This is a genomic window from Methylobacterium gossipiicola (assembly GCF_900113485.1).
Taxonomy (GTDB): Bacteria; Pseudomonadota; Alphaproteobacteria; order Rhizobiales; family Beijerinckiaceae; genus Methylobacterium; species Methylobacterium gossipiicola.
This window is the reverse complement of sequence record NZ_FOPM01000018.1, coordinates 1-22584: the sequence shown is the minus strand read 5'-3', so window position 1 is coordinate 22584 and position 22584 is coordinate 1. Positions and strand designations below refer to the sequence as shown.

Genomic DNA, 22584 nt, shown 5'->3' with positions numbered 1-22584 from the left:
TTCCGGAATGTTCCAAGCGTGGGTGCAGCCTGCGTGATCGTGGCGCGGTTACGGAACATGCCGGGATACCTCCGGTTCCCCCGACATGCCCTCCGGGGCTCGGGGACGGAGATAAATCTATGTTTATGCGCGTCGATCAGCTGCAAGCCGAGTTGCCTGCGCCGAAACGGAAAGATCCCAATGCCGCTGCGGCACTCCAGGAACTGCTAGGCGGCAAATATGGTGAGATGTCGACACTTGGGAACTACATGTTCCAGAGCTTCAACTTTCGCAGCAAATCGAAGCTGAAGCCGTTCTATAGCCTCGTTGCCGCCATCACGGCCGAGGAGCTCGGGCATGTCGAGCTGGTCTCGAACGGCGTCGCCATGCTCAACAACGGCCCCGACAACGACGGCGACGAAGGGAATGGCGGCGACATCTCGGGCGCGCCGTTCGAGGACATGAAGGACATCCGCCTCGCGGCGGCCTTCCTGTCGAATGGCGGCGGCGTGACCCCGGTGAACAGCAACGGCGCTTCGTGGAACAACGACTTCATCACCACCACGGGCAACGTGGTGGTCGATCTCCTGCACAACTTCCACCTCGAATGCGGTGCCCGCCTGCACAAGCTCCGGGTCTACGAGACGCTGACCGATCCGACGGGCCGCGAAGTCTGCGGTTACCTCCTCGTGCGCGGCTCGGTCCACGCCCACGCCTACGCCCTGGCGCTGAAGAAGATCACCGGCGTCGAGCTCGACAAGTTCCTCCCCACGCCGAACATCAACCTCGACAAGATTCCCGAGTGCCAGAAATACCTTCAGGAGGGCTCGCACCGCCGGCTCTATACGTTCAGCCCGAGCGACTACAAGGAAATGTCCGGCATCTGGGGCAACGGCGAAGTCGCCCTGCCGGGCGATCCGCCGGGTGAGCTCACCGTGGTCGAGGGCATGCCGGATGGGGGCAAGATCCATCAGCTCACAGGCATCCCGTCCGCCTTCACCCCGGATTATGCCCCGGAGGAGATGTTCGAGATCGCCGCGAAACTGACGAAGAAGGCGCGCTGAGGCCGTGTGGTCCGGGGCGGCTCACGGCGAGCCGCCCTTTCCCGTGCCCCCGCGTCAGAAGAAGAACGTCGTGGTGACGGACCCGTAGACCGTATCGCCCGTCCGGGGCGCGTTGGGGGCGTCGCGCAGGACATCGCCCTTGAGGAGGTAGGCGACGCCGACATCGACGAGCATCGAGCCGGGGACGAGCCAGTGACGGACACGGCCCTCGATCTGCTGACCGGCATAGCTCCCCGATCGGCCGCTCCGGTCGCGGATGCCCGTGGCGGCGAAGCTGTCGGTGGGGTTCTCCAGCCAGAGGCCGCGATAGCTCACGAACACGTCGAGATCCGCCGCGGGCGCGAATTCGAGGCGAATGCCCGGTGAAATGAGGTTCGCGCGCTGCACCGGGCCGTAGAGGCTCGTCGGGCCGTAATCGAAGCGCCGCGCTCCGTACAGGGTGTCGAAGCGGGTGTTCCGGCCGGGGTTGCGGTCGTCGCCGCTGGCGTGATCGTATTCGAGGGAGACCCGAGGCGCCCAAGCCGCGTCGAAGGTGTAGCCGAGTTCGGCATGGACGAAGTAGGCCGAGACCGGCACGTCGGTGACGTCCGTCACCGCCGTCGTGTTGCGGGCGGTGCCGGTCTGGTAGATGGCCTCGAATTCGTGGTCGAACTGCCCCACCTTCGGGGCGCGGAACAGCCGGAATCCCGGCGTGAACAGGCGCCGGTCGCGGGTCTGGATGCCTTCGAGCTGCGAGCCGCTGTCGCGTTCGAGCAGGCCGAAGCCGTAGACCTCCAGGATTCCGCCGAGCACCCCCGCCTTGGTGACGATGCCGCCGAACAACTGGGTGTCGAGGCCCTCGTGATCCCAGGCGACGCTGTTGCTGAGGAGGCCCGGACGGTCGAAGGGCTCGCGGATGTGCGGCAGGGTATAGAACAGGTGCAGGGCATCCTTGCCGGCATTCTGCCAATCGTAGGCGATGCCCGTGAAGGAATTGATGGTGTTGCGGAACTGGTTGCGGGCGATGAGTCGGCGCGAGCCGACATTCTGGGTGAAGCGCCCGGCCGTGACCGTGCTGACGGTTCCGGCCCCGGCGGCGTCCGCGAGGTCGAAGCCGAGATAGGCCTGACCGAGTTCGAGGGCGTTCACCTCGGTGGTGGCGATGGAATTCGAGCCGCGCCGCTGGAAATAGGCACGGCTGTCGAAGAGTTCCCCGCCGATCCGAACCGGGCCGGTGTCGTATTCGGCGAACAGCGTCGTCTGTAGGGAGAACAGGTCGTTGCTCGCCGGGGCGGGGCCCGGCCGGAACTGACCGCCGAGGGCCTCGTAACGCGGTCGCACCGTGCCGGAGATCTTCCACCCCTCGGGTTTGCCCAGGGCCTCGTAGAGCGCGAAGTACGGCGTCGTCTTCAAGGCCTGGGCCGCCGCCGCGCAGGGGAGGAAACCCGCCAGAAGGGCCGCGCACAGGAGCGAGCGCCGCATCCCGACACGGCCGAACGTAGAATAATCCACATCACGCGATAAATATTTCACATCATCCTCTGAACAGCCGAGTCGAGACTTGGTATCAGTACAGAGATGCGTGCTCAACGCGAGCGCGGAAAAGCATTCGGAAAAGGCATAGCCTTCTCCATCCGCGGGAAATTCGAAATCGGATTGCCGTCGTCGCGACGATCCGGAGCATGTCCGGCGCGACGGCTGCGTGCGGACGTTCTTCGCGCACGCCCGAATCGCGCGAAAACGCCCCTCGTGCTGTGACGCAATCACTTCGTTCATGCGCCAGAGCACGAGGCTTGTGTTTTCGCATCAATCTTCCCAGACACGGCTGAAGCCTCCGTCTGGATCGATGCCCTAGGATGCGCGGCGCGAGGCCCGCCACAGATGCCACAACCGCCGCCAGCGCGGGATCTCGATCTGCGTGTTGAGGGGGTCGTAGCCCGGCCGCTCCATGACGGCGAGGTAGGGCTCCACCAGGGCCACGGGCAGGAAGGCGGCCCGGGCCGCCGGAACGATGGTGCCGCGCGCGCCCTCATAGGCCGCGAGGTGACGCCGCGCCAGGGCGCGCAGATCGGCGCAGGCGTGGACGAGGCCGGGGCCGCCGCGCCCCGTCACCACGTCCTCGCGGGTGACGCCGTAGGTCTTCAGGATATCGGCGGGGAGATAGACCTGTCCGTCGCGCGCGTGCCACGGCAGGGCGCGGAGCAGCCCGGTGATGCCGTAGGCGACCCCGGCATGGCCGGCGGCGGCGGCTCCGCCGGGCTCGGCGCCATCGCACAGGACGAGGCTGGCGAGGCGGATGAGGGCGGAGGCGGTCTCGCCGCAATAGCCTTCGAGGTCGTTCACCCGCGGCATCGGATCGTCGTAGAGATCGAACACCCGGGCGTCGATGAGGTCGACGAAGGGCTGTCGCCCGAGCCGGCGCTTGACGATGGCGTCATCAAGGGCCGCCGCCACGGGATTGGCCTTCACGTCGCCGCGCGCCTCACCCTGCAGGGCGTCGCGCCACCATTGCAGGCGGATTTCCCCCGCCATGGGGGTCGAGACGGCTTCGCGGGTGCGGGCGACGGTGAGGCTGAAGGCGTAGAGGGCGAAGAGGTGGGGCCGGAAGACCGCCGGGGCGAACAGGGTGGCGAAGTAGCGGTCGGGGTCGCCGGCCTTCACCAGGGCCTCGCCATGCGCAAACGCGAAGGCCAGTCCCCCCGTCGTACCGGCCTGGATGTCCGTGTCCGTCATGCGACCGCGATCAGGGCGGCGGCGACCTTGCGGTTCTCCGCCATGAGGATGTTGTAGGTGCGTGCCGCCGCGCCGGTCTGCATCACGTCGAGGCCGATGCCCGCCTCCTTGAGCCAGCGCCGCAGGCTATCGGGAAAGGGCGCGATGTCGAGGCCGGTTCCAATGAGAAGGAGTTCGACGGCGCGGCCTTCCGCCACGACGGGACGCAGGGCCGCCCGGTCGATGGCTTTGGGCTCCGTCGTCGACCAGGCCCGGATGCCCGAGGGCAGCACCAGGATCGAGCCGCGATGCGACATCTCGGCGAAGCGGAAGCCGCCGTTGCCGTAGGCATCGATGAGGTGGCGGCCGGGAACGAAGCCGTCAGGGAGGCCGCCGGCTGCCATGCGCTACTCCGCCGCCTGCGGCACCCGCCCGCCCGTCGGGCCGCTCCCGCCCGTCGGGCGGGTCTGCGCCTTCACACCCGACAGCATGAGGCCGAGATAGATCAGGACCGGGGTCGAGACGAAGATCGCCGAGTAGGTGCAGATGACGACGCCGGCCAGCATCACCACGGCGAAGCCCTTGATCGCCTCGCCGCCAAACAGCACCAGGGCCAGCAGCGACAGGAAGGCGGAGGTCGCCGTCATCACCGTGCGCGACATGGTGGAGTTGATGGAGAGGTTCAGGAGTTCGACGGTGGGAATGGTCTTGTAGCGGCGCATGAGTTCGCGGGTTCGGTCGAACACCACCACGGTCTCGTTGAGCGAATACCCCACGATGGTCAGGATCGCGGCGATCGAGGTCATGTTGAACTCGATGCGGGAGATGACGAACACCCCGATGGTGAGCACGATGTCGTGGAGCGTGCCGACGATGGCGCCCAGAGCCAGTTCCCGCTCGAAGCGGAACCAGAGGTAGAACAGCACGGCGAGCACCGACAGGACGACGCCGATGGTGCCCGACTGCACGAGTTCGCCCGAGACGCGCGGCCCGACGGTCTCGGTGCGGCGGAACTCGTACTCGGCGTCGAAGGCGCCGTGGGCCTTCTGCATCACCGCCGTCTGGCCCTGCTCGCCGGGCTGGAGCGGGAAGCGCACGAGGATGGTGCCCTGGCCGCCGAGTTCCTGCACCTCGGTCTCGCCGAAGCCGAAGCCATTGGCCGTATGGCGCACGGCGCCGACATCGGCGGTGCCGGACTTCGCCTGCAGCTCCACGAGGGTGCCGCCCTTAAAGTCGATGCCGAAGTTTAGGCCCACCGTGAGGAACAGGATCACGGTGGCCACCGACATCAGCGCCGAGAGCGGGAAGCTGAACCGCCGGAAGCGCATGAAGTCGAAGTGCGATTCGTCGGGCCAGAGGCGGAGCAGACGCATGATCGGTCTCGGATTCGTGTCAGGGCCGGGCGGGCCTTCGCCCTAGAACGGCAAGGCTTTCTTAGAACGGAAGAGCCTTGGGCCGGGCGAGATTGTACCACAGGGCGATCATCATGCGGGTCAGGGTCACGGCGGTGATGACGGTCGTGAGGATGCCCAGGATGAACACCACGGCGAAGCCCTTCACCGGGCCGGAGCCGAGGAAGAACAGGATCAGGGCGGCGATCGCCATGGTCGAGTTCGAATCGATGATGGTGGCGAACGCCTTGTCGAAGCCGGCCTGGAGCGCCGAGACGATGGAGCGGCCCGCCCGCACCTCCTCGCGCACGCGCTCGTAGATGAGCACGTTGGAATCCACCGCCGTGCCGATGGTGAGCACGATGCCGGCGATGCCCGGCAGGGTCATGGTGGCTTCCAGCACCGACATCAGGCCCAGGATGAGGCCGACATGGACGATGAGGGCGATGTTGGCGAAGAAGCCGAACACCCCGTAGGTGGCGAACATGAAGGCGATGACCAGCGCCCCGGCCACCAGGGTCGCGAGCTTGCCAGCCTGGATCGAATCGCGGCCGAGGCCGGGACCGACGACGCGGCGCTCGACCACGGTGAACTTCGCCGGCAGGGCACCGGCCCGGAGCAGGACCGAGAGGTCGTTGGCCTGGGCCACGGTGAAGTTGCCGGTGATCTGGCCCGAGCCACCGGTGATCGGCGTGTTGATGCGCGGCGCCGACACCACCTCGTTGTCGAGCACGATGGCCATGCGGCGGCCGACATTCTCGGCGGTGGCCTGCCCGAAACGCTGGGCGCCCTTCAGGTTGAACTTGAAGCTGACCATCGGCTCCTGGGTCTGATGGTCGAAGGCCGGCTGGGCGTCGGTGAGATCGCCGCCATCGGCCATCACCCGGCGCTCCACTGGGACCTTGGCGCCCTTCTCGTCCTTGGAGGGCAGCATGTCGACGTCGCCGGTGGGCGAGTCGGCGAGCATGCGGAATTCGAGCTTGGCGGTGGAGCCCAGCAGCTTCTCGAGGCGCTCCGGATTCTGCTCGCCCGGCACCTGGATCAGGATGCGGTCGGCGCCCTGCTGCTGGATCGACGGCTCGGTGGTGCCCGTCGAATCGAGGCGGCGGCGGATGACCTCGATGCCCTGGCTCACGGCGCGGCGGGTGCGCTCGGTGATGCCCGCATCCGTGAGGGCGAGGCGGATCAGGCCGTCGGGCTGCTCGGTGATGTCGAGGGTGCGGCCGGCGCCCTGTCCGACCAGTGGGTTGGAGATGGGCTGGGCGAGTTCACGCAGCTTCGGCAGCACCTTCTCGCGGGCCGCCGCGTCGGCGATACGCACCTGCACGCCGCGCTGGAGCAGCTGGATGCCGCCCTCGGCCCGGACGCTCTCCTGCTGGAGGATGCGGCGCACGTCGTCGCGCAGGGCTTTCGCCTGCGAGGCCACGAGTTCGTTCTGATCGACCTCGAGGAGGAGCTGCGAGCCGCCCTGCAGGTCGAGGCCGAGCACGATGGCGCGCTGCGGCACGATCCAGCTCGGGAACCAGCCCGGCAGCCCCGCCATGAAGCCCTTGCGCTGTTCGGGCGAGAAGAAGCTCGGCACGGCGAGACTGAGGCCGATGAGGATCAACGCCAGGGTCGTGACGATCTTGGTTCTCGAGAAGCGCAGCATCCGCCGGTCCTGTCTTGTTCTTGGCGAGGCCGACTCGTGCGCCGGCCCCTGGCGTGGTCGGTGTCAGGCGGCCTTGACCGGAGCGCCCTTGACCCGGACCTCCGAGATCATGGCGCGCACGACCTTGACGCGGACGTTGGGGGCGATCTCGACCTCGATCTCGGAGGCCTCGTCGGCGACCTTGGTGACCCGGCCGACGATGCCGCCGGTGGTGACCACGGTGTCGTCCCGGCGCACGTTCTTCACCATGGCCTGATGCTCCTTCACGCGGCGCTGCTGCGGGCGGAGGATCAGGAAGTACATGATGACGAAGATGAGGACGAACGGCACCACCTGCAAGGCGATGTCCGCGCCGCCGGCGGCCGCATTGGCCCCTTGCGCGAAGGCTGGGGTGATCAAGCGCGTGTCTCCTCGAGGATGGGACCCATGGCCGCCCGTCTCGGGCGAGGGGCGTCGGACGGGTCAAAAAGCGCGCGGACTATAGCCACGGCCTAAGTGAAAGCAACGCCGAGGGCCTGAGGCGAAACGGAGCCGGAGACAAGCCCCCTCCCCCGGATAGCCTGATCTTTCGCGGGATTTGGCCTAAAGCGGGCGCCTGTCCGAGGGATTTGCCATGACCCGTTCGTCCGCCGACCCCGCGCTCCTCGCCGTCCTGGAGCGCATCGCCGTCGCCCTGGAGCGCGCCGCGCCCGTGCCCGCGCCGACCGTCGACGTCACGGCGGCCGATGCGTTCCTGTGGGGGCCGGAGCGCCGGCTGATCCCGGTGCCGCGGGTCAACCGCGTCGAGATCGGCCTGCTGACGGGCATCGACCGGGCCCGCGATATCCTCGCCGACAACACGCGGCGCTTCGCCGCCGGGCTGCCGGCCAACAACGCCCTGCTGTGGGGCGCGCGCGGCATGGGCAAGTCGTCCCTGGTGAAGGCGGTCCAGGCCGAAATCAACGCCGGCCGGGGCGACGCCCCGCCGTTGAAGCTCGTCGAGATCCACCGCGAGGACATCGAGGCCCTGCCCGACCTCATGGTGACCCTGCGGGGTGATTCCCATCGCTGGATCGTGTTCTGCGACGACCTGTCGTTCGACGGCGACGACACCTCGTACAAGTCCCTCAAGACGGCGCTGGACGGCGGCATCGAGGGCCGCCCCGAGAACGTGCTGTTCTATGCCACCTCCAACCGTCGGCATCTCCTGGCCCGCGAGATGGTGGAGAACGAGCGCTCCACGGCCATCAATCCGGGCGAGGCCGTGGAGGAGAAGGTGTCGCTCTCCGACCGCTTCGGCCTCTGGCTCGGCTTCCACAAATGCTCCCAGGACGAGTACCTCGCCATGGTCCGCGCCTACGTGGCGCATCACGGCCTCGACGCCGATCCCGACACCGTGCGGGCCGAGGCGCTGGAATGGGCCACTACCCGGGGCTCGCGCTCGGGGCGCACGGCGTTCCAGTACATCCAGGATCTCGCCGGGCGCCTCGGGCAGCGCCTCGCCTGACCGGCACCGGGGTGCGACCTTTTCGGCGTCCCACCGCGGGTCACCGTTAGTTCAATGGCTATTTCCCGGAGGCGGCACATATAGTGCCCGCGTGTTTGGAGTGTCTCGCGACTCCGGCGTTCATCGAGACCCCGAGACTTCCTTGCCGACCTCTCCCGAGAAGCCCAAGACCTACGGCCCGAAGACCCCCGTCACCGGCAGCGGTCCTTCGGGCGTGGTCGACCAGCATCACGACATCTTCTTCGCCGCCGTCGAGACGACGCGGATGCCGATGATCGTCACCGATCCGCACCAGGCGGACAATCCGATCATCTTCGTCAACCGCGCCTTCGAGCGCATGACCGGCTACACCCGCGACGAACTCATCGGCACCAATTGCCGCTTCCTGCAGGGGCCGGAGACCGACCGCGAAGTGGTGGCCGAGCTGCGCCTCGCCATCGCCGAGCAGCGCGAATTCTCCACCGAGATCATCAACTACCGCAAGGACGGCTCCTCGTTCTGGAACGCCCTGTTCGTCTCGCCGGTGTTCAACCGCTCGGGCGACCTCGTGTACTTCTTCGGGTCGCAGCTCGACGTGTCGCGCCGGCGCGACGCCGAGGAATCCCTGCATCAGGCCCAGAAGATGGAGAGTCTCGGCCAGCTCACCGGCGGCATCGCGCACGATTTCAACAACCTGCTGCAGGTGATCTCCGGCCACAACGAGGTCATGCTCGCGCTCCTCGACCAGTCCGATTTCGACACCGGGCGGATGCGCCGGGCCGGCGAGGCCGTGCGGGACGCCTCCGAGCGCGCCGCCAAGCTGACGCACCAGCTCCTCGCCTTCTCGCGCAAGCAACGCCTGGAGGGCCGGCTCCTGAACCTCAACGGCCTCGTGCAGAGCATGAGCGAGATGGCCGAGCGGACGCTCGGCGATCACGTCACCCTGCGCCAGGACCTCGCGCCCGACCTCTGGAACACCCGCATCGACCCGACCCAGGCGGAGGTGGCGCTCCTCAACGTCATGCTGAACGCCCGCGACGCCATGCCGGGCGGCGGCACCGTGACGGTGAAGACCGAGAACCTCCTCGTGGAGGACGAGGACGCGGACCTGTTCAAGACGGTGGGCCCCGGCGCCTACGTGGTGGTTTCCGTCACCGATACGGGCAGCGGCATGGTGCCGGAGATCCTGAACCGGGTCATGGAGCCGTTCTTCACCACCAAGGGCGAGGGCAAGGGCACGGGCCTCGGCCTCGCCATGGTGTACGGCTTCGCCAAGCAGTCGGGCGGCTCGGTCAAGATCTATTCCGAGGTCGGGCACGGCACGACGGTGCGCCTCCTGTTCCCCGCGAGCGATCAGAAGATCGAGGAGGAGCGCAAGGCATCCCAGCGCGCCGCCGACCGGCACGGCACCGAGACGGTGCTGGTGGTGGACGACCGCCCGGACGTCGCCGAGACGGCGGGCATCATCCTGGAGGATTTCGGCTACAAGGTCATCGTGGCCGACGGACCCCGCGCCGCCATCGAATTCCTCGACGGCGAGCGGCGCATCGACCTCCTGTTCACCGACCTCATCATGCCGGGCGGCATGAACGGGGTGATGCTGGCCCGCGCCGCGCGGGAGCGCCAGCCGAAGATCAAGGTGCTGCTCACCACGGGCTACGCGGAAGCCTCCCTCGAACGCACGGATGCCGGCGGCACCGAGTTCGAGGTGATCAACAAGCCCTACAAGCGCCTCGAACTCGCCCGCCGCGTCCGGCGGGTCATCGACGGGCCGACCGGGGTGGGCTGAACTGATTTTTTTGGGATGGTGTTAGAGCTTCACCAGTAAGGTCGTCCCAGAAACGCCTCACTCTATGTCATCTCCAACCGTCAGCATCTCTTGATCCGCGATGTGGAGAGCACAGGCGCCCCAAAACCATTATCCGCGGAGTCAATAAAGGGAAAAATTACCGCCTGCTGGACCGCCTTATCTCTTAGCTTTACCTGAATGAACGCTCCAATATCGAGCATTCTGTTATAATTTTTGCCTATATTCCATTATAATTTAACGACAATATTAATAAAATACAGACCAAGCCCCGGAATTCCTGCAGATTTGGGCCAAAATAATTCCAATGCACTCAAACATTCATCAAAACACCGCGACAACAGCTTAATAAACGGTATTTATAAGTATCTCATGTGGGCATTATTAATTTATGTTTTATTTTATCCATAGGTGACCCTTTATAATTTTGGTTCTCCGCACAGCATGCCCAATCGTTGCAGCCCCGACCATCCCCGGGTATCTCATAGCGAGAACATAGGATGCACCCGATGGCCAGACGTCTTGAGGCTCTGTCAATCCGAAATTTTCGGGCGATTGATGAACTTAAAATTCCAGAAGTAACTGACATTAATCTTATTGTCGGAAAAAACAGCACCGGAAAGACCACGATTCTTGAAGCGATTAGGTTATTGCTTGTTGGAGACCTACGCCCCAAGCTCTACAGCCTCCTGTCCGACCGTGAGGAGTACACCTTCGGGCGGCGGGAAAATTTTAACAGAGCTCTAGCTAGCTCAGGCGGGGATTTAGCTTTCAATACGCTATTCTGGGGGAGGCCTGAACTCTCAGAGCAATGTCACTTTGAAATAGACGGCGGACCTTCCGGCCCTTTTCTTGAGGTTAGGTTTGTTTGGCTAAGAGTCGAACGAGGATCGGATGCCTCTATTAGATACATTCCTTCACCTACCCCCGATACTGAGCCAGATACCGTTCCAGGTTTTACGTTTAATCGAATGGAGGGAATACAAGCCGTCCTTCCTCTTGATCGAATCAATCGCGTTATAAATCGCAGAGCATTGAGAGACGACATTGAAGGAGACATTGTCTTCCTGCCGTCATCTGGAATGTCGATGGATGAAATTGGTCGGCTATGGGACAGTGTGGCGCTCACTGACGACGAAGATGACGTTGTTGACGCCCTTCGCATCATTGCTCCCAATTTAGAGAAGCTTGTTATGGTCCAGTCACCAGACAGTCGATCTGATCGAATGCTGATGGCGAAAGTATCCCAATTCCGTGGCCCAATCCCATTCAAGAGTCTTGGGGAAGGAGCAGGTCATTTACTCAGTATAGCCTTAGCACTCATTAAAGCTAGAGGCGGAGCTTTATTAATAGATGAGATCGCAACTGGCATCCACTACTCTGTTCAACCAACTCTATGGGAAATGATTTCACGTCAATCATCTCGATATAAAATTCAAGTTTTTGCAACTACCCATAGCTTAGATTGTGTTCGTGCTTTACGCAGCGCAGATCAAGTACCCTCTGGGGCGGTCCCTTCATTATTTAGAATTGAGAAAACAGATTTCGGACTTCGAGCGGTAACATTTTCGTCTGAGGAGATTCACGTTATCGACGAGGAAGAGATTGAAGTACGATGAATACAGGAAGGCACTTACTCGTTGAGGGCGCAGACGACCAGCACGTGATATGGGCGCTACTAAAACATCATAATGTGCAAGAAAATTTTAGAGTCGAAGAAAAGAAAGGGATAGACAATCTATTTAAGGCGCTTCCAGTTCTCATCAAAGGAAGCGAAATAGAATCTGTTGCCATCGTTATTGATGCTGATGCCGAGGCGGAATCTCGGTGGGCAAAAATCAAGGCGTCTTTGGCGAGAACAGGCTACACTAGCTGTCCGGATACCCCTCCGAAGGAAGGCCTTGTGCTTGATGAAGAGAACCTTCCTCGCTTCGGCGCTTGGATTATGCCAGATAACTCACTTTCTGGTATGCTGGAAGACTTCATAAGCTGCTTAGTGCCAACAGGCGACAAACTTTGGGTTCATGCGGTTCAAACCCTGGATCAAATTCCTGAGGATATGCTTCGATTTAAAAAACCGCATACTAGAAAGGCTCAAATTCACACATGGCTAGCTTGGAATGAAGAGCCAGGGACCCCTATGGGACTTGCAATAACCAAGAAATGGCTGGACCCGGAAGCCGACTCTGCCAAACCATTTTTGGCGTGGATAAGAAATATGTTTAAATCATAGATCAGGGAAGGCCCGGCCGAATAAAAATCCGGACCTTCCTCAATCCCAGAGTGTGAAAGCAGCTGGATTTAACCTAGAGATCAATCTTTCAGATCGGCCGGGACCTTGCCGCCGTTCTCTTCGAGTTTCTTGATTACCTGCTTGTGCAGCCAGACGTTCATGGAGGCCGAGTCGTCCTTGTCGCCGGTGTAGTGGAGTTCGTCGGCGAGCTGCTTGCGGGCGGTGAGGCTGGAATCGAGGTCCAGCAACTTCATCAGGTCGACGATGGAGGTGCGCCAGTTGAGGGTCTGGCCGTTCTTGGCGGCCATGTCGTTGAGCACCTGCTCGACATCGACGGGACCGGAGGACGTCGCGCCGCCGCCGGCGGGCGTCGAAGCGGGGGCATCGGAACCGCCCGTGGGGGCCGGGGCGTCGGCGGGCTTGGCCTGGGCGTCGCCGCCTCCGAAGGGGTGGAGGATCTTGCTGACGATGCTGCCGAGGAGGCTCATGGTGCGGATTCCCGATTCTGGCGCCATCGGCCCGGTGGCCGCGGCGGGGAGATAACGGAGGCCGCCCGCTCCCGTTCCCGTGATCGGCGCGGTCGGATGCAAGGTGGGCCGTTCATGCGCGGTTCCCCTCTCCCCGCAAGCAGGGAGAGGCGGTGCACGGGCCACGCCACCAGGGGTGAACCCCGTCGCCATCGCGCCCGCGCGCGAAAACATCTTCCAAATTTCGGTTTGCCCACGCTGGACCTTGAGCAAATTCTTGCGTGATCCCGTCCGCCGTGCCACTGCCCGATCGATTCGTGCGGCGGCGCCTCGGGGCGTCCCGTGCCGTCGGCCGCCCCCTCGCCCCTGACCGGACCTGCCCGATGCGCCTCCTGCCCGTTTTCGCGATGATGCTGTCCCTCACGGGCATCGCCGCGGCCCAAAGCCCGGTGCCCGTGCGCGTCGGCGTGATCCCGGTGATCGGTGCCGCCCCGGTCTTCGTCGCCAATGGCGAGGGCTGGCTGAAGGAGGCGGGCCTCACCCCCACCTTCACCACCTTCGAATCCGGGCCGAACATGATCCAGGCGCTCGCGTCCGGCACCATCGACGTCTACGTGGCCGGCATCGCGCCGTTGGCCGTCGCCCGCACCAAGGGCATCGATGTCCGCGTGGTCGCCGCCACCGCCATCGAGGAGATGGTGTTCGTGGCCGGCCCCAAACTCGCCCCCTATTTCGCGAACGGCGCCTCGAAGGCCGAGGCGTTCAAGGCCTTCAAGGCCAAGGAGGGCCGCGCCGCCCGCCTCGCCACGCAGCCGCCGGGCTCGGTACCCAACACCACCCTGCAGCATTGGCTGTGGCAGGTGGTCAAGGCCGACAAGGCCGATGCCGAGGTGGTCGCCATGGGCATCGACGCCACGCAGCAGGCGATGCTGGCCGGCGCCGTCGACGGCGCCTCGATCCGCGAGCCGGCGCTCACCATCGTCCAGGGGCGCAACCCGGCGATCAAGCTCATCGCCACGGGGGGCGAGATGTTCCCGAACCAGCCCGGCACCGTGGTCGGTGTGTTCGGCGCCTTCGCGGACAAGAACCCGGCGGCCGTCGAGGGCTTGGTGAAGGCCGTCGTGAAGGCGACGGACCTCCTGAAATCCGATCCCGCCCGCGCGGCCAAGCCCGTCGAGGCGGCGCTCGGCAAGGGCATCACCGATCTCGCCACGATTCAGAAGGCCCTCACCTCCCCGGCGGCGAAATTCACGGCCGATCCCCGCGCCATCGTGGACGCCACGAAGCAGATGCAGGCCTATCAGGTCTCCATCGGCACCCTCGACAAGGACGTGCCCCTCGACGGCCTGTTCGATCCCCGCCCCTACGAGAAGGCCACCGCGCGCTAACCCATCATGACAGCGTTCCGCTCCACGGCGCTCGCCGCCCTCGGGCTCGCCGCCTTCCTGATGGTGTGGGAGGCGGCCCCCCGCCTCGGCCTCATCAACCCGGCCTTCCTGCCGCCGCCGAGCACGATTCCCGCCGCCTTCCTGCGGGAGATCGAGCTCGGGGTGTGGGGCGAGGCCGTGTGGTCGAGCCTCAGCCACTACGTGGCCGGCCTCGCCGCCGGGGCCGGGGCCGGCATCGGCCTCGGCCTCCTCAGCGGCATGTTCTCGGGCTTCGAGGCGTTCACCGCCTGGATCGTGCGGCTACTGCGCCCGATTCCCGGCCTCGCCTGGGTGCCCTTCGCCATCATCTGGTTCGGGGTGCAGCCCTCGGCCGCCGTGTTCATCATCGCCATCGGGGTGTTCTGGATCGTGTTCTTCGCGACGCAGGGCGCCGTGCGCGGGGTCGACCGCGACCTCGTCGAGGTCGCCCAGGCCTTCGGCTTCCGCTCGCCCTGGGCGCGGCTGACCAAGATCCTGCTGCCGGCCGCCACCCCCGGCATCCTCGTCGGCCTGCGCACGGCGCTGGGTCAGGCGTGGATGGCCGTGGTCGCCGCCGAAATCTTCGGCGTTCCCGGGGTGGGTGCGCGCATGATGCAGGCCTCCAGCCTCCTCTCCACCGACATCGTGGTCGTCTACATGCTCACCATGGCCGGCCTCTACGGCCTGTTCGACACCGGCTTCGTCGCCCTCCAGGGCTGGCTCCTGCGGTGGCGCGCGTGAGCATGGCCCCCCCCTCGCCCATCATCGCCATCCAGGGTCTGAGCCTCGCCTACGAGCGGAACGGGGTGCGCAACACCATTCTCGCCGACCTCGACCTCACCATCGGGCGGGGCGAGTTCCTCGTCATCGTCGGCGAATCGGGGGTCGGCAAATCCACGGTCTTGCGGGTGCTCATCGGCCTCGCCGAACCGAGCGCCGGCACCGTGCGCGTCGAGCCCCGCCCGGATTGCCGCACCCCCATGGCGCTGGTGTTCCAGGACGCCCGCCTGCTGCCCTGGCGCCGGGTCCTCGCCAACGTCGCCTTCGGCCTCGAGGGCAGCGGTCTCACCCGCGCCCAGCGCCTCGCCAAGGCCCGCGAGATGCTGACCCTGGTGGGGCTCGGCGACCTCGGCCATCGCTGGCCGCACCAGCTCTCGGGTGGCCAGCGCCAGCGGGTCGCCATCGCCCGGGCCCTCGCCGTCGATCCCGACGTGCTCCTCATGGACGAACCGTTCTCGGCGCTCGACAGCTTCACCCGCGAGGGCATGCAGAACGAGTTGCAGCGCATCCAGGCGGCGACCGGCAAGACCATTCTGTTCGTGACCCACGACATCGACGAGGCCGTGACCCTGGCTGATCGGGTCGTGGTCCTGGCCGGTTCCCCCGGCCGGGTCACGGCCGAACTCGCCGTCACCGTCCCCCGGCCCCGCCGCCGTCGCGATGTCGCCCTGGTGGAGGCCGCCCGGCAGTTGCGGGCCGAATTGTCGGGCCGTTCGGCGGAACTGTGACGGAGCGTCCGGCGCATCCGGGGGACGCGCCGTTCCGTGCCGGCGGTGGACCGGCTCAGCGGGCCGCGCCCGCGCCGGGCTTGTCGCGCCTCCGGAACGGCCGATCTTCCGTACGAAACCCACGAGGACCCAGCCGATGCGCCGCCGCACCCGCTCCCTGATCGGCACCGTGACGATGCTGGCCTTCGTCATCGTCTACGCGCCCCTCGCCATGGCGCTCGCCGACAGCCGCATCTCCCAGACCCCGGCCCTCGTGCAGGCCGTGCTCTACGCGCTCCTGGGCATCGCCTGGATCTTTCCCCTGATGCCCCTCATCCGGTGGATGCAGCGCCCCGATCCGGAAACCTGAGACGGGCGGAATCTTTTCGCGCCCGGGGGTGTTGGCTCCGGAAAAGCGCTGCTTCCTCTGGGAGATACAGCAACGCGTTGAATGTTTCCTTTCAAAACAAGCTCCAAGCTCCTGACCTGAAGGTCTTATTTTCCGGGCGCGCCGGGTTCCCCGTGGAGACGAGCCTCCGGTGCCGGCTTTTCGCCGTACTCGGCGGGCAGAGACGCACACGCTCTCGCCCGATCCGCCCGTGTCGAAGGTCGATGCCCCGCACCATGCTCCTCCGCCCGACCCTCGTCCTCCTCGCCATCGTCGCGCCCTGCCTCGCCGCCGCCCAGGGGGCGCCTCGCTCCGTCGGCGAGTGCGAGCGCCTGAAGAACGATCTCGCCTACAACCAGTGCCTCGCGATGTTCGGCCCCGCCGCCAAGAACGTCGCCGGGGGCTTCGCCCAGGGCGCGGCCTCCGCCTCGACCTCCGTGGCCACGGCCCTGGCGGCGATTCCGTCGAGCATCGCCGCCGCCCTTCCGCCCGCCCTCTCGGACACCGGCGGACGGAGCCGCCGGGGGCGCTACGGTCGTCACGGCCGCCAGAGCGCCAGCTTCGACACCGGCGGCGGCGGGCGCCATTACCGCCGTCATCGGCGCCGGTGATCCCGGTTTAGGAACCTGGCGCATCGTCCTGATGAAGAACAAGAACTTTCTCAGTCGACATTGAGCCGGCGCCCCCGGTTCCAGGCGAGGAACGGCACGCCGGACAGGAGACTCGCGAGGGCGGCCTCGCTCTGATGGCACCCGTTCACCGACACCCTCGGCAAGGCCCATAGGTGGTCCGCATGGCCGGGGAACAGGTGCCCGGGGCGCGTGGTCACCGCCGTGGCGAAGCCGAGCTCCCGTGCCAGGGCGAATTCCCGCGGGCCCGCGGAGGTCGGATCCCCCACGGGGTAGGACAGGTGCCTTACGGGACGGCCGAGTTCGTAGGCGAGGCGGTCGCGCCCCGTCTCGATCTCCCGGCGCACGGTCACGGCGTCGTGCTTGGCGAGCATCGGGTGGCTGACCGTATGGGCGCCGAACGTCACCGCCGGGTCGCGGGCGAGCGTGCGCAGTTCGTCCCAATCGAGGCATAGGTCGGGCGCCAAAGTTCCCGCCGCAAATCCGGCCTGCCCGCACAACTCCGCGATGATCGCACGCAGCCGGTCCTCGGCTCCGGCGCGCAGCGTGCGGTAAACCGCCTCGAACGCCGCGAGCTTCTGCGTTTTGGTGCTCGTAGGCAGGTCGATGTCCGTTCCGGGTAGGCGCACCCGCACGAGGCGCGCAATGGCCCGCTCCAGCTCGAGCCACCACAGGCGTCCCCACCCGTCGGCGAAGTCGCTCGTCACGAACAGGGTCCAGGGAACGCCGTGGCGCCGTAGGACCGGCAGGGCATGCTCGACGTTGTCGCGATACCCGTCGTCGAAGGTGAGGACGGCGAATGGAACCGTCCCGGCTTTCCCGAGCCGCTCCGGCACAGCATCCAAGCCGATCACCTCGAAGCCGCGCCGGGCGAGGTGGACGAGCACCCGATCCAGGAAGGCCGGCGTGATGGCGAGGATCCGGTTGGGGGCGTAGGCGCCCGGCGGTTCGTGGCGGACATGATGAAAGGTGAGGATCACGCCCCGCCCCCGCGCCAGGGGGGCGAGCCACCGGTCGGCTCCCGTCAGCGCGATGGCCCGGAACCCGGCCTCGAACAGCTGATGACGGCGAGCTGTGGACATCGGACCTCCGGACGCGGCTTCACGATGCTACTTCGGCAACCCGCAAGGTTCCGTTACCCACGCCGTGAGGTGGGCACCCTCGCTTCACCCGTCGTTTAAGCCTCGCAACCACAGATCGATGGGATTGAGCGGGGGCGACGTCCATGGCGAGCGGCGTACAAATCGGTGGAGCGGAGATGATCCAGGACACGGCACGCAGCGCGCCGACGACGGAGGTCTATTCTGATCTGGCATCCGTCGAAGCCCTGTGGCGTAGCCTGGAGAGCGATCCTACGGTCTTCGCCACGCCGTATCAGCGGTTCGACTGGGTGGCGGCCTACGCGGCATCGGAGCCGGATGTCGCCCTGCGTGTGTTCGTGCTGCGCGATGGCTCCGGACGGCCTCAGGCCCTGATCCCCTGCCAAGTCGCGCGCGAGTATGGCCTGCGCGTCGCCCGGGTCATCGGAGCCCGACACGCCAATTTCCATATGCCCCTCTTCGCCTCACGGGCGGCGGCGGCGGATCTGCGGCCCGAGGATCTGGTCGAACGGCTGCGCAGCGCGGCCCGAAGCGACGGCATTGACGTCTATGCTTTCTCGCATCAACCCCTGTTCTGGGACGGGGCGGCCAACCCCCTCGGCATCCAGGCCGACCCTTCGCCGAGCGATGCCTACGGCCTCCTCCTGGGTCCCGATGCCGATGCTACCCTCAAGCGTGTGTTCAGCGCTGACGCCCGCAAGAAGCTGCGCGCCAAGGAGAAGAAACTCGTCGAGGCGTTCGGCCCGGTGGCCTATCGAGTCGCGCGGACGGATGCGGAGGCTGCGGCCTATCTCGGCGCATTCTACATCCAGAAGGCCGCGCGCTTTGCCACACTGGGCATCGCCAACCCGTATGCCGACGCGCGCATCCGCGATTTCATCGCGGCCGGTGCCCGCCGGGACGTCCGGTCCGGAGAGGCGGCCATTGAGGTCGCGGCCCTGGTCGGCCTTGAGGGCGAACGCGTGTTCGCAGTCTTCGCCGGTGCCGTCGATACGGACCGCTACAGCGGCATGATGACGTCGTTCGATCAGGACCCGTCCGTGAGCCGATCGAGTCCGGGGGACATCCTGCTGCAGTACCTCATTCGGGATCAGGCGACGCGGGGCCGCCGCGCCCTCGACCTCGGCGTCGGCGAGGCGCGCTACAAGACCAATACCTGCGACGAAACCATCAGACTCGGCGAAACGACGGTTCCCGTGACCCTGCCGGGTTATCTCTTCGCTCTCAAGACCGTCGGCACCGCTCGACTCAAGCGCCGGATCAAGCGCAATCCCCGCGTGATGGCCCTGATCGGGCGCTTGCGCAGGCGCCGCAGGGGCGGCGGGCAAAGCTTTCCCTGAAGACCGATACGCTCGGAGTCGGCGAGGTTCGGCGGATGCGAAGCACCCACCCGCGGACGCAGCGGTGGACGGACTTTCCTCACGGAGACCTTCAGGCGGCCGAACGGCGCAGCTCGAAATCCGAACCGAACGCCCGATCCGACATCTCCGCGACGGCCCGGCCCCGGGCGACGAGGATCCGGCGCCCCCCGGACGCTTCGACCAACGTGTAGAGCCCGACGAGTTCATTGTCGTCAGCCTCCCGGTTCGAGGCGATCACCACCGTATCCATGGCGCCGCCCACGACCTCCAGAAGCGACGGGAGGGCCGCCCCCTCCGCGGTGCCCTCCTCCTGGCGCAGGCGGCACAGAATCCAATCGTAGGCTTGAGCCAAGGCATCGAGGGTGGCGTCGAGATCCTCCCTCTGCTCCGTGAGGACCGCCAAGTCGAGGTACCCGCGCTGGATCCTGTCCACCCGCGAGCCCGGAACCCGCTGAATCACGTCGAGGAAATCCGCCTCGTCGGCGACCAGATCCGTGAGTCCGACATCCTCGACGCCGCAGGCGGGACCGTTGAGGTCGAGCAGAACGGTCCGACCACGGGCGGCGAGCGCCTCCGCCAAGCTGTCGAGCAGGGTCTCGGACGCGGCGTCGTCTCCGAGGTTCTCCAAGACAACGTGGTGCTCCAACACGTCCGCAGCCTCAAGGAACAGGATGCGATGGCCGACGCCATCGGATCCATTCGTGCCAAGGCGGGCGAGAAGGCCGTCGAGGTCGAAGCGGCCGGGCACCGAGGCGAGGGCCGTCGAAGGGGCGAGATGCAGCGCGGCGGATTGTGTCTGCTCCGGAGCCGGTGAGGCTTCCATGGCGACCTCGCGCGGGGGCACGGGTTCGGGCGGAACCGCCGCCATGCCCGTGCTGGCAGCCGCGTCTGTGCCGGCAGCCTCTTCCGGCTCCCTGCGCCGCACCTCGCCGGGATCGGTCAGAAGATGCCGGGCGACGACGCCGCCCATGGACAGGAGCAGGGCCATGAGCACCGCCAGCGCGATGATCGGCACCTTCTTGGGGAAGGATGGCGTCTTGGGCACCACGGCACGCGAGACGATGCGGGCATCGGCCGGCGTCGCGCTCTCGGCATCGCGGGCCGAGGCCTCGCGGTAGCGGGACAGGTAGGATTCGAGTTGCTCGCGCTGGACCTTAGCCTCGCGCTCGAGGGCCCGCAGTTGGACCTCGCTCGAATTTCCCTTCGAGACCACGTCGCGCTGGGCATCCACGGCTGCCCCCAAGCTCTCGACACGGGCCTCCGCGATGCGCGCGTCGTTCTCCATGGTGCGCACGACGCGCTCGGCTGTGGACCTGATCTGGGAATCGAGGTCCGCGACCTGGGCCTTCAGTTCCTTGATGCGTGGATGCGCGGGCAGGAGCGTGCGGGATTCGAGGGCGAGTTGCCCGCGCAGGGTCACGCGCTGCTCCACCATGCGGCGGATGACGTCGTTGTTGGCGACATCCCGGATCTCGAAGACGCGCCCGTCCTTGATCATCTCCTTGATCAGCTTCACCCGGCCCGCCAGATCGGCCTGGGCGCTACGCGCCTGGGAGAGTTGTGTCGAGAGCTCGCCGAGTTGCTGCGCACTCAGGGGCTGGCTGGCCGTGCCGCTTCCGATGAGGCCATTGCGGGCACGGTATACTTCCACCTTGGCTTCCGCTTCGGCGACACGGGTCCGCAGGGTCTCGATGTTACCGCCGAGCCAAGTCGAGGCGTAGCGCGCCGTGTCCGTCTTGGCCGCTTCCAAGGAAGCGATGTAGAGTTCGGCAATGGTGTTGGAGGCGAGAGCCGCCAACTCTGGATCCTTCGAGCGGAACTCCACGGACAGGATTCGCGACTTTCCGGCCGCGTAAACGAGGAGACGGTCGAAATAGGCTTCGAGCACACGGTCTTCGGGCGCTCGCTCCAACGGGTTCGCCGTGGCGCCGATCATCATCAGCAAGCGCCGCACGGGTCCGATCTCGGCGACGGCCGGATCGAACTCGGCATTCCCCACGAGCTTGAGCCGGCGGATCGCCTCGCGGGCAAGGTCGCGGGACATCACCACCTGGACCTGGCTCGCTACGGCCTGCTCATCGATGGGTGCAACCTGCTCGCCCCGCTCCTGGGTCGAGCGCGCGAACGCGGCCTCCCGGCTTTCGAGGAGAACTTTTGCCTCGCCTGTGTACCGGGGCGACACCATCTGCACGAAGGTGACGGCGCCAACACCCGCCACCATGGTCGGAATGACGATCGAGCGCCACGAACGACGCAGGAGGCGGCCGAGTTGCGCGAGACCGAGGCCGGCCTCCAATTGGGGCGGCCCCGGCGGATCGACGGACATCAGCGGGGAGCGAGGCATGGGAAAATCTTTGTCCGCTCGTGCAAGGTCATGGCCGCAAGGCTGGCCTCCATCGCGCGACACCATCATGTTAGGGTTGACCAAAGGTTAAGCCTACTCCCCGCGCCCGGACTCCCAGAATTGAAACGCGCCGACGGAGAGCGAATCAGCTTTCCTTAACCATACGTCGATAGAACGTGACCACAATTCATGGTCATGGCGGCATTGGTGATGAACCGACGCACACTTCTTCTCGCACTCTCGTCCACCTTCGCGTTGGGCGGCTGCCTGCGCCCGGACTTCCGGACGGAGCAGCTCGACGCCACCACGACGGGCTCGATCGGCGCACGCTACACCCTGTCGACGGGCGACCGCCTGCGGGTGATCGTGTTCGGGCAGGACAACCTGTCGAACATCTATGCCGTCGACGGCGGCGGCAACATCGCGATGCCCCTCATCGGCCTCGTCAAGGTCGGTGGTCAATCCACAGCCCAGGCGGCCCGCCTCGTCGAATCCAAGCTCGCGGCGGGCTTCGTGCGCGAGCCGCACGTCACCGTCGAAGTCGATGCCTACCGGCCCTTCTACATCCTGGGCGAAGTCACGACCTCGGGCCAGTACCCTTACGTCAACGGCATGGCCGTGGAGACGGCCGTTGCCATTGCGGCCGGGTTCGGCCCCCGGGCGGCCCGCGACTACGCGGTTCTCACCCGCGAAGGGCGCAACGGCCTCGTCTCCGGCATCGTGCCGATGACCTATCCGGTTCGCCCCGGTGACACCATCGTGATCAAGGAGCGGTTCTTCTAGGGCGTGTCATCGCTTGAGCCAATCGAGGGCGGCTGCGAGGCAGAGGACGCCGGTGAAGCTGGCGGCGGTCTTTTCGTAGCGCGTGGCGATGGCCCGCCAGTCCTTGAGCCTGGCCCAGAGGCGCTCGACTTGGTTGCGGTTATTGTGGATCCAGTCCGGGCAGGCGACGGGCGCCTCATGGCGCTGGGGCGGGATCGCAGGCCGTGCGCCCATGGTCCAGATGTGGTCGCGAAAGGCGTGGCTGGTGTAGCCACGGTCGCCCACGACCCACTTGGGCACGCCGGGCAGCCCATCGAGCAACGGAACCGCATGGGGCAGCTCATGGGCCTGACCGGGCG

General features: G+C 65.9%; 22 protein-coding genes. 12 read left to right on the top strand and 10 right to left on the bottom strand.

What is annotated here, in order from left to right:
- Positions 1 to 119: 119 nt before the first annotated feature.
- Complete coding sequence (locus BM249_RS15115; protein ID WP_091973341.1) at positions 120 to 1043, top strand: manganese catalase family protein; 924 nt, start codon at positions 120 to 122, stop codon at positions 1041 to 1043.
- A 54-nt stretch (positions 1044 to 1097) separates the two neighbouring features.
- On the opposite strand, the gene BM249_RS15110 is transcribed toward BM249_RS15115, so the two are convergent.
- From BM249_RS15110 to yajC, 6 genes are all read right to left on the bottom strand, one after another.
- The gene (locus tag BM249_RS15110) at positions 1098 to 2504 is read right to left on the bottom strand and encodes an alginate export family protein (RefSeq protein WP_091973338.1); all 1407 of its coding nucleotides are present in this window, start codon (positions 2502 to 2504) and stop codon (positions 1098 to 1100) included.
- Positions 2505 to 2873: 369 nt separating this feature from the next.
- A complete protein-coding gene (locus BM249_RS15105; RefSeq protein ID WP_091973335.1) occupies positions 2874 to 3755 on the bottom strand; it encodes a phytoene/squalene synthase family protein in 882 nt (293 codons plus the stop codon).
- A complete protein-coding gene (locus BM249_RS15100) occupies positions 3752 to 4138 on the bottom strand; it encodes an Mth938-like domain-containing protein (RefSeq protein ID WP_091973332.1) in 387 nt (128 codons plus the stop codon). The genes BM249_RS15105 and BM249_RS15100 overlap by 4 nt, the downstream gene beginning before the upstream one ends.
- A 3-nt stretch (positions 4139 to 4141) precedes the next feature.
- The gene (gene secF, locus BM249_RS15095) at positions 4142 to 5107 is read right to left on the bottom strand and encodes a protein translocase subunit SecF (RefSeq protein ID WP_091973329.1); all 966 of its coding nucleotides are present in this window, start codon (positions 5105 to 5107) and stop codon (positions 4142 to 4144) included.
- Positions 5108 to 5168: 61 nt separating this feature from the next.
- Entirely contained in the window at positions 5169 to 6776 is a 1608-nt protein-coding gene (gene secD, locus BM249_RS15090) for a protein translocase subunit SecD (RefSeq protein WP_091973326.1), read from the bottom strand.
- Between the two features lie 63 nt (positions 6777 to 6839).
- Positions 6840 to 7175: a preprotein translocase subunit YajC gene (gene yajC / locus BM249_RS15085; RefSeq protein ID WP_091973323.1), complete on the bottom strand. Its 336-nt coding sequence runs from the start codon at positions 7173 to 7175 to the stop codon at positions 6840 to 6842.
- Positions 7176 to 7389: 214 nt separating this feature from the next.
- Between yajC and BM249_RS15080 the strand changes: the two genes are divergently transcribed.
- From BM249_RS15080 to BM249_RS21375, 4 genes are all read left to right on the top strand, one after another.
- Positions 7390 to 8262: an ATP-binding protein gene (locus tag BM249_RS15080; RefSeq protein ID WP_091973321.1), complete on the top strand. Its 873-nt coding sequence runs from the start codon at positions 7390 to 7392 to the stop codon at positions 8260 to 8262.
- A 142-nt stretch (positions 8263 to 8404) separates the two neighbouring features.
- On the top strand, positions 8405 to 10030 hold the full coding sequence (locus tag BM249_RS15075; protein WP_091973319.1) for a hybrid sensor histidine kinase/response regulator: 1626 nt from the start codon (positions 8405 to 8407) through the stop codon (positions 10028 to 10030).
- Positions 10031 to 10557: 527 nt separating this feature from the next.
- Complete coding sequence (locus tag BM249_RS15070) at positions 10558 to 11667, top strand: AAA family ATPase (protein ID WP_177232428.1); 1110 nt, start codon at positions 10558 to 10560, stop codon at positions 11665 to 11667.
- Positions 11664 to 12281: a DUF3226 domain-containing protein gene (locus BM249_RS21375; RefSeq protein WP_143103780.1), complete on the top strand. Its 618-nt coding sequence runs from the start codon at positions 11664 to 11666 to the stop codon at positions 12279 to 12281. The genes BM249_RS15070 and BM249_RS21375 overlap by 4 nt, the downstream gene beginning before the upstream one ends.
- Positions 12282 to 12361: 80 nt before the next feature.
- On the opposite strand, the gene BM249_RS15065 is transcribed toward BM249_RS21375, so the two are convergent.
- Positions 12362 to 12769: a DUF3597 domain-containing protein gene (locus tag BM249_RS15065; RefSeq protein ID WP_091973506.1), complete on the bottom strand. Its 408-nt coding sequence runs from the start codon at positions 12767 to 12769 to the stop codon at positions 12362 to 12364.
- A 362-nt stretch (positions 12770 to 13131) separates the two neighbouring features.
- Between BM249_RS15065 and BM249_RS15060 the strand changes: the two genes are divergently transcribed.
- The 5 genes from BM249_RS15060 to BM249_RS15040 all read left to right on the top strand — a co-directional run bounded on the left by BM249_RS15060 (position 13132) and on the right by BM249_RS15040 (position 16640).
- On the top strand, positions 13132 to 14136 hold the full coding sequence (locus tag BM249_RS15060; protein WP_091973311.1) for an ABC transporter substrate-binding protein: 1005 nt from the start codon (positions 13132 to 13134) through the stop codon (positions 14134 to 14136).
- Positions 14137 to 14142: 6 nt separating this feature from the next.
- On the top strand, positions 14143 to 14895 hold the full coding sequence (locus tag BM249_RS15055; protein WP_091973309.1) for an ABC transporter permease: 753 nt from the start codon (positions 14143 to 14145) through the stop codon (positions 14893 to 14895).
- 2 nt (positions 14896 to 14897) lie between these two features.
- The gene (locus BM249_RS15050) at positions 14898 to 15662 is read left to right on the top strand and encodes an ABC transporter ATP-binding protein (protein ID WP_091973503.1); all 765 of its coding nucleotides are present in this window, start codon (positions 14898 to 14900) and stop codon (positions 15660 to 15662) included.
- 136 nt (positions 15663 to 15798) lie between these two features.
- Positions 15799 to 16011, top strand: a complete 213-nt coding sequence (locus BM249_RS15045; RefSeq protein WP_091973308.1) for a DUF2842 domain-containing protein — start codon at positions 15799 to 15801, stop codon at positions 16009 to 16011.
- A 242-nt stretch (positions 16012 to 16253) separates the two neighbouring features.
- A complete protein-coding gene (locus tag BM249_RS15040; protein ID WP_244528778.1) occupies positions 16254 to 16640 on the top strand; it encodes a hypothetical protein in 387 nt (128 codons plus the stop codon).
- Positions 16641 to 16690: 50 nt separating this feature from the next.
- On the opposite strand, the gene BM249_RS15035 is transcribed toward BM249_RS15040, so the two are convergent.
- Complete coding sequence (locus BM249_RS15035) at positions 16691 to 17740, bottom strand: polysaccharide deacetylase family protein (RefSeq protein WP_091973305.1); 1050 nt, start codon at positions 17738 to 17740, stop codon at positions 16691 to 16693.
- A gap of 176 nt (positions 17741 to 17916) precedes the next feature.
- Here BM249_RS15035 and BM249_RS15030 point away from each other — a divergent pair, with 176 nt between their 5' ends.
- Complete coding sequence (locus BM249_RS15030; protein WP_091973303.1) at positions 17917 to 19098, top strand: GNAT family N-acetyltransferase; 1182 nt, start codon at positions 17917 to 17919, stop codon at positions 19096 to 19098.
- A 91-nt stretch (positions 19099 to 19189) separates the two neighbouring features.
- On the opposite strand, the gene BM249_RS15025 is transcribed toward BM249_RS15030, so the two are convergent.
- Positions 19190 to 21463 (bottom strand): GumC family protein, encoded by a 2274-nt coding sequence (locus tag BM249_RS15025; protein WP_091973300.1) that lies wholly within the window; start codon positions 21461 to 21463, stop codon positions 19190 to 19192.
- A 210-nt stretch (positions 21464 to 21673) separates the two neighbouring features.
- Here BM249_RS15025 and BM249_RS15020 point away from each other — a divergent pair, with 210 nt between their 5' ends.
- Positions 21674 to 22246: a polysaccharide biosynthesis/export family protein gene (locus BM249_RS15020; RefSeq protein WP_244528777.1), complete on the top strand. Its 573-nt coding sequence runs from the start codon at positions 21674 to 21676 to the stop codon at positions 22244 to 22246.
- Between the two features lie 6 nt (positions 22247 to 22252).
- On the opposite strand, the gene BM249_RS15015 is transcribed toward BM249_RS15020, so the two are convergent.
- Positions 22253 to 22584: transposase (locus tag BM249_RS15015; RefSeq protein ID WP_143103779.1), on the bottom strand; the 332-nt coding region annotated here is incomplete at its 5' end.